The organism is Microbacterium sp. zg.B48 (genome assembly GCF_024623505.1).
Lineage (GTDB): Bacteria > Actinomycetota > Actinomycetes > Actinomycetales > Microbacteriaceae > Microbacterium.
Map to the genome: position 1 here is coordinate 53,548 of NZ_JANJFE010000003.1, position 16,231 is coordinate 69,778.

At 69.1% G+C, this 16,231-nt stretch carries 15 protein-coding genes and 1 tRNA gene; 2 read left to right on the forward strand and 14 right to left on the reverse strand.

Annotation, left to right across the window (positions count from 1 at the left end; all coding sequences use genetic code 11):
* Positions 1–190 precede the first annotated feature (190 nt).
* Together NQ152_RS02095 and NQ152_RS02100 are read left to right on the forward strand one after the other, a co-directional pair.
* On the forward strand, positions 191–1,498 hold the full coding sequence (locus NQ152_RS02095) for a winged helix-turn-helix domain-containing protein (RefSeq protein ID WP_257522843.1): 1,308 nt from the start codon (positions 191–193) through the stop codon (positions 1,496–1,498).
* On the forward strand, positions 1,495–2,433 hold the full coding sequence (locus tag NQ152_RS02100; protein WP_257522844.1) for a hypothetical protein: 939 nt from the start codon (positions 1,495–1,497) through the stop codon (positions 2,431–2,433). The genes NQ152_RS02095 and NQ152_RS02100 overlap by 4 nt, the downstream gene beginning before the upstream one ends.
* A gap of 30 nt (positions 2,434–2,463) precedes the next feature.
* Here the strand turns inward: NQ152_RS02100 and NQ152_RS02105 are convergent, their stop codons facing one another.
* From NQ152_RS02105 to NQ152_RS02170, 14 genes are all read right to left on the reverse strand, one after another.
* Positions 2,464–3,558 (reverse strand): DNA glycosylase AlkZ-like family protein, encoded by a 1,095-nt coding sequence (locus tag NQ152_RS02105; protein WP_257522845.1) that lies wholly within the window; start codon positions 3,556–3,558, stop codon positions 2,464–2,466.
* Between the two features lie 53 nt (positions 3,559–3,611).
* Positions 3,612–4,499 (reverse strand): M48 family metalloprotease, encoded by an 888-nt coding sequence (locus tag NQ152_RS02110; RefSeq protein ID WP_257522846.1) that lies wholly within the window; start codon positions 4,497–4,499, stop codon positions 3,612–3,614.
* A 111-nt stretch (positions 4,500–4,610) separates the two neighbouring features.
* Positions 4,611–5,180, reverse strand: coding sequence for a LemA family protein (locus NQ152_RS02115; RefSeq protein WP_257522847.1), 570 nt, complete (start codon positions 5,178–5,180; stop codon positions 4,611–4,613).
* 86 nt (positions 5,181–5,266) lie between these two features.
* Entirely contained in the window at positions 5,267–6,577 is a 1,311-nt protein-coding gene (locus NQ152_RS02120) for a D-arabinono-1,4-lactone oxidase (RefSeq protein ID WP_257522848.1), read from the reverse strand.
* Complete coding sequence (locus NQ152_RS02125) at positions 6,574–7,803, reverse strand: alanine racemase (protein ID WP_257522849.1); 1,230 nt, start codon at positions 7,801–7,803, stop codon at positions 6,574–6,576. The genes NQ152_RS02120 and NQ152_RS02125 overlap by 4 nt, the downstream gene beginning before the upstream one ends.
* Positions 7,804–8,495: 692 nt before the next feature.
* Positions 8,496–8,963 (reverse strand): hypothetical protein, encoded by a 468-nt coding sequence (locus NQ152_RS02130; protein WP_257522850.1) that lies wholly within the window; start codon positions 8,961–8,963, stop codon positions 8,496–8,498.
* 406 nt (positions 8,964–9,369) lie between these two features.
* A complete protein-coding gene (locus NQ152_RS02135) occupies positions 9,370–9,855 on the reverse strand; it encodes a hypothetical protein (protein ID WP_257522851.1) in 486 nt (161 codons plus the stop codon).
* A gap of 321 nt (positions 9,856–10,176) precedes the next feature.
* Positions 10,177–10,250 (reverse strand) — tRNA-Leu (locus NQ152_RS02140).
* Positions 10,251–10,280: 30 nt separating this feature from the next.
* On the reverse strand, positions 10,281–11,678 hold the full coding sequence (locus tag NQ152_RS02145) for an FAD-dependent oxidoreductase (RefSeq protein ID WP_257523061.1): 1,398 nt from the start codon (positions 11,676–11,678) through the stop codon (positions 10,281–10,283).
* A gap of 32 nt (positions 11,679–11,710) precedes the next feature.
* Complete coding sequence (locus NQ152_RS02150; protein ID WP_374113551.1) at positions 11,711–12,976, reverse strand: S8 family serine peptidase; 1,266 nt, start codon at positions 12,974–12,976, stop codon at positions 11,711–11,713.
* A complete protein-coding gene (locus NQ152_RS02155; protein ID WP_257522852.1) occupies positions 12,976–13,494 on the reverse strand; it encodes a DUF501 domain-containing protein in 519 nt (172 codons plus the stop codon). Before NQ152_RS02155 ends, NQ152_RS02150 begins: the two co-directional genes overlap by 1 nt.
* A 57-nt stretch (positions 13,495–13,551) precedes the next feature.
* The gene (locus NQ152_RS02160) at positions 13,552–14,097 is read right to left on the reverse strand and encodes a septum formation initiator family protein (protein WP_257523062.1); all 546 of its coding nucleotides are present in this window, start codon (positions 14,095–14,097) and stop codon (positions 13,552–13,554) included.
* Between the two features lie 61 nt (positions 14,098–14,158).
* Positions 14,159–15,439, reverse strand: coding sequence for a phosphopyruvate hydratase (eno, locus tag NQ152_RS02165; RefSeq protein ID WP_257502350.1), 1,281 nt, complete (start codon positions 15,437–15,439; stop codon positions 14,159–14,161).
* A 113-nt stretch (positions 15,440–15,552) separates the two neighbouring features.
* Positions 15,553–16,221 (reverse strand): O-methyltransferase, encoded by a 669-nt coding sequence (locus tag NQ152_RS02170; RefSeq protein WP_257502349.1) that lies wholly within the window; start codon positions 16,219–16,221, stop codon positions 15,553–15,555.
* Between the last annotated feature and the right edge of the window lie 10 nt (positions 16,222–16,231).

Sequence of the window (16,231 nt, forward strand, 5' to 3'; positions counted from 1 at the left end):
CTAGAGTCGAGCCGGGTCAATGCCGCGAAGCGGCGTTGAGGCGGCTCGACTCTAGATCGAGTAGGCCGCGCAGCGGCCGTATCGAGATCACCGGTCGAGTAGGCCGCGCAGCGGCCGCATCGAGATCCACTCCCCCGCCGGCCGGATCCACGCCGCGGGCGTGTCGGACTCAGCCACTAGGCTTGCCGCCGTGAAGGAGTCGCTGAGCCTGCCGGAGGCGCGCCGGATCGCCCTGGCCGCTCAGGGTTTCGCGCAGCCCGCCCCGACGGTTGCCGGAACGCGGCAGCTGAATCTCGCCCTCACGCGGATGGCGACCCTGCAGATCGACTCGGTCAACGTCTTCGCTCGATCGCATTACATGCCGCTGTTCTCGCGGCTGGGGCCCTACGACACCGCGGCGCTGGACAAGCTCCTGTTCTCGCGGCGGGCACCGTACGTCGAATACTGGGCGCACGTCGCGTCGTTCATCCCCGCCGTCGACTGGGGTCTGTTCCGCTTTCGGATGGATGACCTGCGGGCGAAATACGGCAGCGAGCCGGACAGCTGGTACCAGACTCACCGCGAGATCGTGGATTGGGTTCGCGCCGAGCTGGCCGATCGCGGACCCCTTCGTCCGGCGCAGATCGAGCACGATGCCGGAACGACGGCGCGCGGACCGTGGTGGGACTGGGATGTCGTGAAGCGGGCGTTGGAGTATCTCTGGCTCTTCGGCGAGGTGGCCATCGCCGGGCGCCGCGGTTTCGAGCGACGCTACGGTCTGGCCGAGGATGTCGTGCCCGCCGAGGTGCTCGCCGCACCGGTACCCCGTGATTACGCCATTGCCGAGCTGATCGCGCGCGCCGCCAAAGCGTACGGGGTGGCCACGGCATCCGATCTCGCCGACTACTGGCGCCTGAAAGACCGCGGCGCGGTGGTGTCCGCCATCCGCAACCTCGAGGACGCGGGGGTACTGCGGCCGGTCACCGTCCAGGGATGGCAGGCTGCGGGGCGACCCGCCAAAGCATGGATGCACAGCAGCGCCTCTGTGCCGCGGAGGGTGGATGCCGCGGCGATCCTGACCCCGTTCGATCCGGTGGTCTGGTTCCGCGACCGCGCGCAGCGCCTGTTCGACTTCGACTACCGCATCGAGATCTACACGCCCGCGCCGCGCCGACGCTACGGGTACTACTCGCTGCCTGTGCTGATCGACGATGACATCGTCGGACGCGTGGACCTGAAGGCCGACCGCGGCGCCTCGACCCTGCTGGTCCAGTCCGCATGGTGGGAGCCTGATCACCCCACGGATGCCGCCGCCCGCCTCGCCGACGTGCTCCGGGATGCCGCGCGCTGGCAGGGGCTGAACGCGGTCTCGGTCTCGCGGTGGGGGGACGCGGCCGATGATCTGGCCGGCGCGATGCCGGAGGCCCGGCGACACGAGGCCGGTGCCGCGGCGGCGATCCCGCTGGAGCGGGACGAACCGGCGCCGGAGGATCGAGCCGGCGCTAGCGTGGAGGCGTGAAGCGCACCGCGACCGTCTGGATCGCCGCGGGTGCAGCCGTCCTGCTGGTGATCGCCGGGGCGCTGGCCTGGTGGTCGCTCAGCCGGCCGCCCAGCGCGGAGGATGCCGCTCGCAGCTACCTCACCGCGCTCGCCGGGGGCGATTTCGCGACGATCGACGCCATGCGCGGCAACGACGTGGACGAGGACGCCGAGCGGGTTCTGATGGACTCGTTCGCCGGCGCCGACGCGTACGCCTCGGAAACCCGAGTCGAGGAGATCACGACCGGCGCCGATGCGACGACTGTGCGCGCATCGGCCGTGATCGCCGGGGAGCGCCGCGAGGTGTCCTTCGCACTCCGAGACGACGGCGGCCGGTGGGAGCTCACCGGCGACTACCTGGCGTCTCTCGAGGTGACCGTGGTGTCCGCCGCGGGCACGCCGCTCGGGGATTCCGCGTGGGTGGGCGGTGCGCTGGCGTCGACGGCGCGCCCCATCCTGCTGCTGCCCGCCGAGTATCCGGTTCGCCCCGCGCCCCGCGGACTCCTGACCGGCGAAGCCTCCGTCGCGCTCAGCACCGACGAGCCCGCCGCTGTGCGCATCAACGCATCCATCGCCCCGGACGCGACCGCTGCCGGCCAAGCGCAGCTGAACGCGTACGCGGACGCGTGCACGCAGCCGGCGTCCGCGGTGCCCCCCGACTGCGGCCTGCGGGTGCCCTGGGCGGCCGACCTGGCCACACTGGAGTCCATCGCCTTCCGGATCGAACAGCTGCCCGTGCTCGCCTTCGCCCCCGACCAGCGCACGTTCGCCGCAACCGGTGGCGTCGTGGTGGCCACCGCCACCGGGCTGACCTCTGACGGCGGTGCAGCGAGCTTCACCTATCGCGCGGACGACTGGTCATTGCGTGGGACGGTGACTTTCCGCGGCGACGAGATGGTGCTCGCACTGGACTGACCGCCTCGGCCTGCCACCGCCGCTCCGGAGTCAGGATCCCGGGATGCCGGTCACCTCCAGCCCGAGCCAGGCGGCGAGATCCTGCACCTCCCGCTCCACCGCCGCCGCGACCTCGGCCGTGAACGGCTCGTCGTGATGGATGGCGGAGACGCGGAAGACCCCGGCTTTGCGGTCTGCCGCGGCATCCAGCTTTCCGATCAGCCGATCGCCGTGGAGGATCGGCAGCGCGAAGTACCCCCATCGGCGCTGCGCGGCCGGTTTGTACATCTCCACGACGTACTCGAAGTCGAACAGCTCCTGAGCGCGGGCACGGTCGGAGACCAGCCGGTCGAACGGCGAGAGCAGTGCGGTGCGCGGCTGGAAGGGATCGGGCGGGTGCAGCAGTGTCGGATCAACGCGCCAGCTGCCCGGGACTCCCTCCACCACGGCCTCCTCCCCCGCCGTCCCGACATCCAGCGGCTCAACCGGCTGGCGTGGCGCCTTCGCGCGGGCCAGCCCGAGGTACCCCAGCCTCCGCTCGGCACGCAGGCGACCCGCCTCCTCCGCGGAGAGCTCGACGGTGTCGGCGGGGTAGACGCGCTCGGCGACATCCCACACCCGCTCCTTGCCGTCCCGGCCGGAGATCGCCACCTCGCCGCGGAGCACCAGGAACTCGAGCATCTGGGTGACGTTCCTGTTGTTCGTCCAGCCCGTGGACTTCCAGGCGACCTGACTGGTGTCCGGGATCTGGCCCGTGCGCAAAGGCCCCTCGCTGCGCAGTCGAGCGAGCACGTCGCGGCGGAAGCGGTCGTTGGCGGCCAGCCACTCGCGGTGCTGACGGTACGGTGGCCACGCGCGCATCAGCGGCCGGAAGAGCGGCAGGTCGGCCATCGGCCGGTAGAAGCCCGCCCACTCGAACACCGCGCGGTCGTCTTCGGTGACGCGCATCAGATCCGCCGCCTGGTAGGGCCATCCGATCCGGCTCCACAGAATGTGGTCGGCGCTGGGAGCGACCGCCGCGGTCGGGTCGATGTTCACCAGAGACAGGCCGTCGACGGCTTCGACGATCCCACCCGGACGATCTGCCGTGAGCAGCTGAGCGCGCACCGCGATGCGACGCGCCCCCTCGCGGGTGAGTCGATGCATACCGGCGAGGATAGCGGTCGGCGACGACGTGGCGGAGGCAGCGGACCAGGGTCTTAGAACGTCCCGCCCATGGTCCTGAGCCGTTCGATCCGGTCGGGGATCGGCGGGTGGGTGGAGAACATCCGGGCCAGCGCATTGGGTTTCAGCGGATCCGCGATCCACAGGTGCGCCATCGACGTGCTGGCTTTCTGCAGCGGGCGCCCGTACTCCGCGAGCTTGCCCAGCGCTGATGCGAGCGCGTCCGGATCCCGGGTGGTCATCGCGCTGGTGGCGTCGGCGAGGTACTCACGCTGACGCGAGATGGCCGCCTGGACGGCGCCTGCCAGCAGCGGGGCGACCAGGGCCGCCACCACACCGAAGACCACGAAGAGCAGCTGCGCCTGGTTGTTTCCGCTGCGACGGGCTCCCCCGAAGAACGCGAGGCGCAGGAACAGGTCGGCCAGGATGGCCACCGCGACGACCAGCCCGAAGACGATCAGCGACACGCGGATGTCGTAGTTGCGGATGTGTCCGAGCTCGTGGCCGAGCACGCCCTCGAGCTCGCGGTCGGTCATCAGTTCGAACAGGCCGGTCGTCGCGGTGATCGAGGCCTCTTCGGGTTTGCGGCCGGTGGCGAACGCGTTCGGTGCCGGATCATCCACGACGTACAGCTTCGGCATCACCGTGCCGGTGGTGATGCACAGGTTCTCCACGATCCGGTAGTAGCGCGGGGCATCGCTGCGCTCCACCTGGACGGCACCTGCCATCGCCAGAGCCTCGCGGTCCGCGAAGAAGTACTGGAAGGTCGCGTACCCGGCCGCGAACACGAGGATGAACGCGGTGATCCACCAGTTGTTGCCGGCCAGCCAGCCGGCCAGGACACCGATCCCGCCCAGGAACAGCACGAAGCCGATCAGGATGACCCACGTGTTGCGCTTGTTGCGGGCGATGGCGGTGTACATCAGAGGTTTCCGCGGAGGCCCACGGGATCTCGATACGCCGTCCGCGGGGCTGCTACTCGAGCCTGACACTCGAGCGCATCATCGTGGCCTCGCACAGTGATCCGCTCGGCGTCAGAACTGAACCCGCGGCGGCTCCGAGATCGCCGCGCCGTCCACGACTTCGAAGAACTCGCGCTCGTGGAAGCCCAGGTTGCGGGCGAAGAGATTGTTCGGGAACACCTTGATCTTGGTGTTCAGCTCCCGCACGCCGCCGTTGTAGAACCGGCGGGACGCCTGGATCTTGTCCTCGGTGTCGACGATGGACTGCTGCAGCTGCAGGAAGTTCTGGCTCGCCTGCAGCTGCGGATACGCTTCGGCGACTGCGAAAAGCGACTTCAGCGCCTGCTGCATGTGCCCTTCGGCCACACCCGCCTCGGCGGGACCCCCCGCCGTCAGCGTCTCAGCCCGGGCACGGGTGACATTCTCGAAGACGGCCTTCTCATGCGCCGCGTAGCCCTTGACGGCCTCGATCAGGTTGGGCAGCAGGTCGGCCCTGCGTTTCAGCTGGACCGTGATGTCGCTCCATGCCTCGTCGACGCGCACGTTCAGCGCGACGAGCGAGTTGTAGGTCGCCCACAGGTAGATGCCGACGATGACGACCAGCGCCACAACGATCAGTACTGGGATAAGCCATTCCCACATAGCGTGCGACTCCGTTCGAGGTTTGTCTCATCCTAGCGAGGCGCACCGGGCTTCATGAGAGCCGTCTCACGACTCCCAGCCCATACTCACCCGAGCACACGCCGGAGGTAGGGGTTATCGAACATCCGGTCGGGGTCCAGCCGATCGCGCAGGGCGACGAACTCGTCGAACCGCCGGTATCGGCCCCGCAGCATCCCGGCGTCCAGCGAGTGCAGCTTGCCCCAGTGCGGGCGACCCTCGAACCCGATCATGATGTGCTCCACGGCCTCGAAATACTCCGCGTGATCCTCCCGCCAGTAGCGGTGCACGGCGATGTATCCGGACGCACGCCCGTGCGCGGTCGACATCCACACGTCATCGGCTGCGGCGAAGCGCACCTCGACCGGGAAGGCGATTCGCCACCCGCGGTCCTCGATCAGCGCGCGCACGGCCTCGAACGCGGGTCGGACGTTCCCGGCCGGCACCGCGAACTCCATCTCGCGGAAGCGGACGAATCGTTCCGTCGCGAAGACGCGGGCCGAGGCATCCGTGAATTCGCGATCGCTCCACACTCTGGCTGAGAGCCGGTTGATCGCCGGCGCCGCGGCCGGGACCGTCCGCGCGATGCTGCAGGCGAGCTGGTGGGCCAGGCCACCGACGGCGACGTCGTCGACCCATCTGCGCAGCGGCGGCAGCGGATGACGCACGGCGCTCTCCGGCAGGCGCGTGTTGGTCTTGGTCATCGCCAGCTCGGTGTGCGGAAACCAGTAGAACTCGAAGTGATCGGATGCCGCGACGAGCGAGTCCAGACTGCCCAAGACCGCTTCCAACGGCTCAGGGCGCTCCACCGCGTGCAGCAGGAAGGCGGGCACGCACTGCAGCGTCACTTCCACCAGGATGCCCAGCGCACCCAGACCCAGAGCGACGGCCCCGAGCAGGTCGGTGTTCTCGTTCTCATCCACCGTGAGCAGGTCACCGCCCGAAGTGATCAGCGTCACGCCGGTCACCTGCGTGGCCAGGCCGCCGAAGCGCGCCCCGGTGCCGTGCGTGCCGGTCGAGATCGCCCCGGCGATGGATTGACGATCGATGTCCCCCAGGTTGGGCATCGCCAGTCCATACGGCGCCAGCAGCTTCGGCACCTGATGCAGCCGCGTGCCGGCGCGCAGGGTGACCCGTGCGCGGTCACGGTCCACTGAGACGAGCCCGGTCAGGTCGGTCAGATCCAGCAGCACGCCGGGGGCCAGCGCGATGCCGGTGAAGCTGTGACCGGCGCCGACCGCCTTGAGCGGCATCCCGCGCGCAGCGGCGGCCTGGACGGAGCGCTGCACGGCGGCGGTCGAGGCGGGCGTCTCGACCCGCTGCGGCCGGACGGTCTCGGTGCGACTCCAGTTGTGCCACGTTCCGCCGAGACGGGTCACAGGAAAGCCTTCCCCTCGCCCCGGTAGGTGGGCGCTTCGCCGACCGCTCGTCCGTCCTCCACCAACCGGTAGCGCTCCACCCGCTCGGCCAGCTCTCCGCTCTTGGCATGACGGAACCACACCCGGTCGCCGACGGCGAGCGATCGTGCGGAATCCCCCCGCAGCGGGGTCTGCACCTCGCCGGCCCCTTCGCGCGCCAGCATGGTCAACCCCGCCGGCCACACCGGCATCGGCTGGCGCGAGGCCACCGGCGGGCCGGACGCGATCCAGCCGCCGCCGAGGACCGTCGCGATCTCCGGCATCGGCTTTCGCACGACCTCGAGGCCGAACGCGGCCGCCGGCGCCGGCTCGAACGCGCGATAGCCGTCGAAGAGATGACCGGCCAGCAGCCCGCTCCCCGCGGTCAACTCGGTGACGGCCAGATCGGATGCGGTCAGCTCGAGCGATCCGGTTCCCCCGCCGTTGACGAACTCCAGCGGGGCGATGTCCCGCAGCGCCGACACGACGACGGCCCGCCGTTCCAGGAGCTCCTGCGCGGAGCGGCGCTGCATCCAGCGGATGATGCCGTCCCCGGCGCCGGTGGCATCTCCCTGGCCCGCTATCTGCGCCTCGTACATCATGAGACCGACCAGGCGGAAGCCGCGCCGAGCAGCGATCGCGCGAGCGAGGCCGGCCACTTCGCCCGGCTCGTGCAGCGGCGAACGCCGCACACCGATGTGCCCCAACCCGGGAGCGCGCCACGATGCATCGGCGTCGATGGCGACGCGGATCGTCGCACGCGCTGCGGGGGCCGCCACTGCATCGACCAGATCCAGCTGCGCGAGGTCGTCCACCATCAGGGTGACCCGGGATGCGGCCCGGTCATCGGCGGCCAGGCGGGCGATCGCAGCGCGGTCCGCCGTCGGGTACCCCATCACCACGTCGTCATGCTCTTCAGCGAGCCAGAGCGCCTCGGGAAGGGCGAAGGCGAGGATGCCGGAATATCCGGGCAGTGCGAGCACGGCATCGAGGACGTCCCGCACGCGGACCGATTTGCTGGCGACGCGGATCGGTACCCCGGCGGCCCGCACCAGCATGTCGAGGGCGTTGTAGCGCAGGGCAGGAAGACTCAGCGCTGCAACCGGCCCGGAGATCTCCGCGACGGCAGCGTCCACCGATCTCCAGTAGACGGCGGGGTCCGCCCAGGGCGTCCCCGAGCCGGCGGTGGAGAGCAGGTCGATCGTCACGGCATCACGTTCTCCGGCGAGGGGAAGCACATGGCGTAAGCCTAGGGCTGCGCCGGAAAGGGTTCCGCACACCGTCCTGCGGATGGTGCGAGGAACCGTACCCCCGGTGGGATTCGAACCCACACTTGGGCGATAGAGGGTTGCGAATCACTCGGCAACACCCTCTCCCTACGTGGCGTGGCGGCCACGGCTCCGTGCACACAAGACAGCAGCCCGCACGCGCCTCTGTCGACCACCCGGGAGACCACGCGCCGCGGTGTGCTGGAAGGAAGACCGGTGGCCCCCCTCCGGGAATCGGGGGAATCCCCGAAGAGAGGCTGACACCTGTCGGCGTCGCCAGGCGTCGTGCAACATTTGACGCCCCGCGTCCATTCACCTGGGGGCGCAGGACGCGGGGCGTTGATGTTGAAACTCGTGATCACCTCCACCAGCTCATGAGCCAGCGTAGGAACCCCCAGAGTTCAGCGAACATGTCGACCTCCCCACCGTTGTCGTATGAGTTCCGATCATCCGGTACCACGCGCCTGCACCTCAATACCTCCGTCTCCCCAGAAAACCCCTCCGCACCGAAGCGGACAGTAGGGATGCGCGGTGCGGGGTGCGCGGAGATACGTCGTCGTCGTCGAGTGGACGCCGTGGCCGCCGACCAACGTCGCGTGGCGGAACGCGGTGAGCCGACGACAGTGCGTGCCTCAATCGTCCTCGGTGAGTCCCTCGTAGAACCCGACGACCGTTCGGAGGGTTGGCACCACCGCCGCCTGGGACAGATGTGCACGGTAGTAGGGCCTGCGATCAGTCTGGTTCTTCCGTGGCGCCTCGAGTTCTTCCTCGACGTCGCCGAAGTCCGACCATCGCATCATCGCGCCGGTAACCACCGCAGGCCTCGGATGCAGATGATCGCTCGGAGACAGCTCACCGAAGGCTGACTCCACCACCACCAGCGAGTGGGTATTCACGTTGCGCACTAGGTTCAGCGCACCAGTGAGCTGACCGTCCGGCGTTCCGTCGACGGCATCCCAATAGACGTTCTTGAGCCGCTTATGCAAGGCATCCTGTACCCGGTACACCAGCGCCAGTGCGGATTCCACGGCCCGGCGCCGGCTGTCGGTATCCGTCGCTACGTCCAGTACCTCCGCGTGGAACGTGATGTCGTCCAGCATCGTTTGGATTTGTCGTTCGAGCACACGTCGAATCGTATGGCGATCGACCCCATAGCGGCTACGACGAATAACGCCCCCGAACCCACCCAATAAGGGGGTGAGCCCGAGGGCGTCATCGGGACCCCAGTTCAATGCATTCGGCAGCGAGCTATTGGTCCTTCAGAGGCTCAGGCGGACATCGTGAGCTGGCGGAGAAGGAACCTCCCACGAGTGGTCGCACTTCTTGCACTCGAATGCGGCGCGAACCGCCACGCGGGCGTCCATGGGTTCGATGTTGTGCGAGCCGCACTCAGGGCAGGTCATGCACTCAGTGTGCCAGCGACGGGTCACACCCGGGTCCACCCGCTCAATGCTCTGAGTTGCCAGCGGGGATGGGAGAACCCAACTGACCGATGCCGTGCTCCGTCTAAATCTGCGCTCGTCGCTCGCTCGGCCTCAGCGGCTGTTCTGGGGCATCGAAGGGCGCATGTGTGCGGTGATAGCAGCGCGAGAAGTACGCGTTGGAAGAAGGTAGGAACTGCAGCACGACGGCCACCACATTTATGGCCGCAGCGATACAGTTCAGCGCAGTCACATACTCGAAATGGAAAGTGATGACCGCGAGGCCCAGTCCGGCCAGCGCCGTGAGGACTGTACGCGCCCAAACGTGGCCGCGAAGCATGAACCACGCGAACACCAGTCGGGCCAGGCTCCAGGCCGCAAGCAGCACCCCGATCCCCGCTGCCCTCTCGCTGTCGCTGGTCGGCACCGCAAGCAGATAACCCGGGGAGGGGACCGCGGAAAAGAGGAGTACCGCGCTGACCAGACCTACCGCCGTGCCCAATATCCACAACCCAGACGCCCATGTCACGGCACGGGGGTGACCTTGGTGGTCTGCATCGCTCGTGGGCATGATCCTCCAGCAGATTCCCGGCCGACCCTAACCGGTGATCGCAAGATACCCCGATTCGCATATGAGGACAACGATGGCGGGCACACGACGAAAGACGCCCCCGAACCCACCCGGTGAAGGGTGAGCCCGAGGGCGTCAGGGCGTTCAGAGTAAGCGTTCGATTGGGGGCACAAGCGACCGACTACATCCAGATGCTGCACGAGGGACCCGACCGACTTCAACGCTCGCGATGTTCGCTGAAAACAGCGAGTAAGTAGCGAATGCGCCCCATCCGGCCGGAGCCAGTTGGGGCGCATTGCGCGGAATCACGCGGGAGAACCGTACCCCCGGTGGGATTCGAACCCACACTTGGGCGATTTTAAGTCGCCTGCCTCTCCCGGTTGGGCTACGGGGGCGTGCACGCAGGCCCGCCTCCACGGTACCGGTCAGCCGCGTGCGGAGACCTGCTTGGGTGCATCCGCCACGACGGGCACCTTGGCGGGAGCCGCCTCGACGGGCTGCGGCGTGCGCGGGCGCGCGGCGAATTCTTCGAAGACGTACCGCGGATCCTGGACGGCCTGCAGATTGACCAGGTCGCGGCCCAGCCACAGGTTGTTCCACCAGCCCCACACGACCCGGAACTTGCGCTCCCACGACGGCATCGCCAGGCCGTGGTATCCACGGTGCGCGACCCACGCGATGAACCCCTTGAGTGCGAGGTTGCCGGATTGGAAGACGCCGTTGTACAGACCGAGGCCGGCGACCGCGCCCAGGTTCTTGTGGAAATACTCCCGCGGCAGCTCGCCGCGCAGGACCGCCACGAGGTTCTTGGCGAGCAGCTTTGCCTGGCGGACGGCGTGCTGCGCGTTCGGAACACAGTATCCGCCGACGCCACCGCCGGACAGGTCGGGAACGGCCGAAACATCCCCTGCTGCCCAGGCGCCCTCGACGATCTCGTCGTCGGTGCCCACGCGGAGGTCGGCGCGGGTCTGGATGCGACCGCGTTCCTCGACGGGCAGGTCTCCGCCGCGGACGACGGTCGGGTTGGCCATGACGCCGGCAGTCCAGATGATCAGGTCGCTCGGAATCACCTCTCCGGTGGACAGCTCGACGTTGCCGCCGAGGGCGCCGGTGACCTGGGTGTCCAGGTGCACGTAGGCGGCGCGCTTGGCGAGATCCTTCAGCACCCATTCGCTGGTCTTCAGCGACACCTCGGGCATGATCCGACCCATCGCCTCGATGAGGTGGAAGTGCGTGTCGTCGAAGGTGATCTCCGGGTAGCGCGCCACCAGCGACGACGCCAGCGAACGCAGTTCTGCGAACACCTCGATTCCCGCGAACCCGCCGCCGACCACGACGACCGTCAGCAGACGGTCCCGCTCGGGTCCGGGCGGAAGCGTGGAGGCCTTGTCGAAGTTGGACATCAGGCGGTCGCGGATCGCGACGGCCTCCTCGATCGTCTTGAGTCCGATCGCGTTGTCGGCGATGCCCGGGATCGGGAACGTGCGCGAGACGGCCCCGGCGGTGACCACGATCTGGTCGTACTCGAGTTCGTAGGGCGCACCGGCGATCGGGGTGATCGTGGCGACTCTGTTCGCGTGGCTTATCCCGGTCACCTTGGCGGCGACCACCGTGGTGCGCTTGAGGTGGCGGCGCAGCGCGACGACGGAGTGCCGGGCTTCGATGGATCCGGCCGCGACCTCAGGCAGGAACGGCTGGTAGGTCATGTACGGCAGCGGGTCGACGATGGTCACCTCGGCCTCGCCCTTGCGCAGATGCTTCTCGAGCTTCCAGGCAGTGTAGAAGCCCGCGTAGCCGCCACCGACTATGAGGATTTTTGGCACGGTGTTGCTCACGTGGGGAGTACTCCTGGGGATCAGCGGCTCGGCGCCCGTGACGCCAATCGGATACGTCGGACAGCTGCGATGACGCCGAGAGCCACAAGTATAGCGGTGGCTGATCCCCCCATCAGCGGCAGCGTGCCATAGAGCAGCGAATCCGTCGAGGGCAGCAGCGGGGTGGAGACCCGGCGTGCGGCATCCGAGGGGGGCAGCGGCGGCACCTCGACAGGCTTGACCGTCGGGGCCGGCTCGGGGTCGGTCTCGGCACGACGGTAGAGGCGGATCCACTCCTCCAGGCTGCCCATGGGGTTGGCGGTGACCGCGGGCACGTTCGCCGAGACGGCCGCCGCGGCATCCACGAGTCCGTACCCGTACAGCGGATCTGGCACCGCCCGTGCGGATGCCACGGGCCGGGCGGTGCGGATGATGCGGTTGATGACGTTGGCGGCGTCCAGATCCGGGTGGGCGGCGCGCACGAGCGCCGCGACGCCGGCTACGATCGGCGCGGCGCCGCTGGTGCCGTTCCACAGCACGAGCCGGCCGTCGGCAGACACCCCGACGAGATCCTCACTCGGTGCCGAGACGCCGATGGTGATGCCCTGGGTGGATGCCTCGAGACTCGCCCGCCCGGACGGGTCGACTCCGGCCACGGTCAGCACGCCGGGGATCGTTGCCGGCGCGCCGACGCGGGACGTGCCGCTGCCCCGGTTTCCGGCGGCGACGACGACGACGACGTCGTGTTCGTGGGCGTACAGGAACGCGGAGTCCCAGCTCTTGTCCCAGTCCAGTGTGTTGGTGGTCAGCGACAGGTTGATCACGTCGGCACCGTTGTCGACCGACCACCGGATCGCCTCGGCGATCTGCTCCGTGAAGGGCACCTTCGCGGACGACCCGAAGCCGACCGATACCGAGAGCAGCTCCGCCTGCGGCGCGACGCCGATCATCCCGGTCGACGGGCCGGTGCCGCGTGCGGCGGCCAGCGAGGCCACCCAGCTGCCGTGATTGGAGTCCACGGCGCCGACCGGCGCGCGACCGTCCGGTGCGCCCGTTCCCGACACGTCGGTCCCGCCGACCACCGCGCCCTCGAACTCCGCCGGACCGCGAGCGATCCCGGTGTCGATGATCGCGATCCGCACTCCCGCGCCCCGAGTGGTGGCCCACGCCGCCTTGACGCCGTAGTCGTCGAGCCAGTACTCCGCGGCGCGCACCGGATCCTGCGCGGATGCGTCCGGGATCACGGCCGACCCGGTCAGCAGCACCACGGCCAGCGCTGAGGCGCAGACGGCCAGCAGCGGCCGGATCATGCACCGCCTCCCGGTTCTGCGCATACGCAGCGCAGCGGTGACCACGAGGACAGCGCCAGTGCGCGGTCGCCGATCGGGTTCACGCCGGGTCCCGCCGCGAGCGAATGCGCCACCAGCGCGTGCAGGCACTTGATCCGGGTGGGCATGCCCCCGGCCGAGATCCCGGAGATCTCCGCGACCGCACCGAACCCCGCACGGTCGCGCAGATACGCCTCGTGGGCGCGCTGGTACGCGTCGGCGAGGTCGGAGTCCGCCTCCAGGTCGTCGCTCAGCGCGCGCATCACCTGCCCCGCCTCCAGCCCCGACATGGCGGCGGTCGCGGCCGGGTGAGTCAGGTAGTAGAACGTCGGAAACGGCGTTCCGTCCTCGAGGCGAGGTGCCGTGGCCGCCACCGTCGGGTTGCCGCACACGCAGCGCGCGGCGATCCCCACGACGCCGCGGGCGGGTCGCCCGAGCTGGGCACGCAGGACGCGCAGATCAGTCTCACGAACGGGCGGGAACGGCGGGGTGGTCACGCCGCCCAGGGTACCGTTCCGCGGCTGGGACGACGCTGGCCGCCGGTGCCGCGGAAGTCACGGAGTGCCGGCCGGCGTCTCTTCCGGCGCGATATCGGGAACCCCGATGGAGGGCGGCGCGACGGTCTGGGCCATCCCCGCCTCCGTCACGGAGCGGACGAACTGCGCCATCCAGTCCGTGCGGGTCTGCTCGACATCGCCGCTGACGGCCGCCTGCTCCTGTGGGACCAGCGCCGCGGGGAGGTCGTTGTCCACCAGGTAGACGACCTCGCCGGGCTTGACGTAGTAGAGCCGCTCCCGCGCCTGCGTGGTGATGTAGGCCGGGTCGGTCCAGCGGTCGCGCTGCGCTTCCAGGTCGGCGACGTCGTCGCGGCTGACCTGCACCGCGGCCTGCAGCGCCCCGATCTGCTGGCGCTGGTCCACGTACGTGCCGATCGTCGGCACGAGGACGAACGCGGCCAGGACCACGAGTCCGAGCATGATGACCATGAATCCGGACAGGCGGATGCCGCCGAGCCAGCCCCGCACGTCCACGGGCTGCCGCGCTGCGGTGCGGCGGGGAGCCCGTTCCGGGCGGCCGGCGCGAGAGGGGGGAGCCGTCATCTTGGCCACGGCTCCCCCTCTCGTTCACTCGCCGGCACGCGGCGATTCGGTCTGCGGTGCGCTATCCCTGGTACCGGGGGAACGCGGAGCGGCCGGCGAACTCCGCCGCATCGCCCAGTTCCTCTTCGATGCGCAGAAGCTGATTGTATTTCGCGACGCGCTCGCTGCGGGCGGGCGCGCCGCTCTTGATCTGGCCGGAGTTCACGGCGACGGCGAGATCGGCGATGGTGGTGTCCTCGGTCTCGCCGGAACGGTGCGAGAACATCGTGGTGTACCCCGAGCGGTGCGCCAGGTCGACGGCGTCCAGGGTCTCCGAGAGGGTTCCGATCTGGTTGACCTTCACCAGCAGCGAGTTGGCCACGCCGCGCTTGATCCCGTCCGCCAGGCGGGTCGGGTTGGTGACGAACAGGTCGTCGCCGACGAGCTGGATCTTCGAGCCCAGCTTGTCGGTCAGGTGCTTCCAGGCGTCCCAGTCGTCTTCGGCGAGCGCGTCCTCGATGGTGATGATCGGATAGGCGTCAGCGAGCTCGATGTAGTACTCGGTGAGCTGCTCGGCCGTCCAGTTCTTCCCCTCGAACGCGTACGCGCCGTCCCGGAAGAACTCGGTGGCCGCGACGTCCATGCCGAGGGCGATGTCCGTGCCGGGTGTGAAGCCGGCCTTCTCGATGGCGGCGATCAGGAAATCCAGACCTTCGCGGTTGCTGGGCAGGTCGGGGGCGAAGCCGCCCTCGTCGCCCAGGCCGGTGGCGTACCCGGCGGCCAGGAGCTCGCCCTTGAGGACGTGGTAGGTCTCGGTGCCCCAGCGCAGCGCTTCGGCGAACGTCGAGGCGCCGATCGGCGCCAGGAAGAACTCCTGCATGTCGATGCCGTTGTCGGCGTGCGATCCGCCGTTGATGACGTTGAACAGCGGGACGGGCAGAATGTGGGCGTTCGGTCCGCCGAGGTAGCGGAACAGCGGCAGATCGGCCGAGTCTGCAGCCGCCTTGGCCACCGCGAGGCTCACGCCGAGGATGGCGTTGGCTCCGACGCGCTTCTTGTTCTCGGTGCCATCGACCTCGATGAGGATCTCATCGACGATGCGCTGCTCGCTGGCCTCCACACCTTCCAGGGCCGGGCCGAGCTCATCGATGACCGCGTCGACCGCCTTCAGCACGCCTTTGCCGCCGTAGCGGGTCTTGTCTCCGTCGCGCAGCTCGTACGCCTCGAATGCGCCGGTCGACGCGCCGGAGGGGACGGCCGCTCGCTGGACGATGCCGTCATCGAGAAGGACCTCCACTTCGACGGTCGGGTTTCCGCGCGAATCCAAGATCTCGCGCGCGTTGACTGCCTCGATAAGTGCCACGGAGGACTCCCTGTCGGTTCGTGAGGGGGCGGGGCGGAGCGTCGTCGGTCCGCAGTCGAGTCTAGTGACGGGGATGCCGCGGCCACAGGCCGCGTCGTCACCGGCGCTCCGGCTCAGACCACGAGAGCGATCGCGACCCCGTCCCAGCCCTTCAGGTCCAGCGTCTGAATGGCCGTCGCATCGAAGCGCGGGTCACGGCCGAGCATCTCCAGCCCGCGCTGGGTGCCGATGACCTGCGAACTGGTGGTCGCCGGATCGGCGACCTCGCCGGCCCGGCCGATGTTGTCCACCACCACCACGGTGCCGGGGTGTCCGAGGCGTGCCGCCCAGTCCAGGTAGATCGTGTTGGACTCCTTGTCGGCGTCGATGAAGACCAGATCGAACGGCTCCTCGCCGTCCAGCATCGGGAGCACGTGTTCGCCGCGGCCGATCCGGATGTCCACCTTGTGACCGACGCCGGCACGGTCCAGATTCGCCCGCGCGATCGCCGCGTTCCGGGGCTCGGCCTCGATCGTGACCACCCGGCCGTCATCGGGGATGCCGCGCGCCAGCCAGATCGTCGAATACGCGCCCAGGGTGCCGATCTCGAGCACCCGCCGTGCCCCGGCGATGCGCGCGAGCAGGTGGAGGAGTTTGCCGTTGACCGGCGCCACCTCGATGGGCGGCAGCCCCGCCGCCTCCTGCTCGGCGATCGCCGCCTCCAGGTCTGGGTCGCGCCCGACGAGTGTCTCGGTCAGGTAGGCATCCAGGCGCCGCCAGACGGCGGGAGTGGGTTCAGACACCGCTCCACTT

Excerpts from the sequence above, each read along its gene's own strand:
- NQ152_RS02105 (WP_257522845.1), bottom strand. The coding sequence starts at position 3,558 with ATGCATCGACTCACCCGCGAGGGGGCGCGTCGCATCGCGGTGCGCGCT.
- NQ152_RS02110 (WP_257522846.1), bottom strand. The coding sequence starts at position 4,499 with ATGTACACCGCCATCGCCCGCAACAAGCGCAACACGTGGGTCATCCTG.
- NQ152_RS02115 (WP_257522847.1), bottom strand. The coding sequence starts at position 5,180 with ATGTGGGAATGGCTTATCCCAGTACTGATCGTTGTGGCGCTGGTCGTC.
- NQ152_RS02130 (WP_257522850.1), bottom strand. The coding sequence starts at position 8,963 with ATGCTGGACGACATCACGTTCCACGCGGAGGTACTGGACGTAGCGACG.
- NQ152_RS02135 (WP_257522851.1), bottom strand. The coding sequence starts at position 9,855 with ATGCCCACGAGCGATGCAGACCACCAAGGTCACCCCCGTGCCGTGACA.
- NQ152_RS02160 (WP_257523062.1), bottom strand. The coding sequence starts at position 14,097 with ATGACGGCTCCCCCCTCTCGCGCCGGCCGCCCGGAACGGGCTCCCCGC.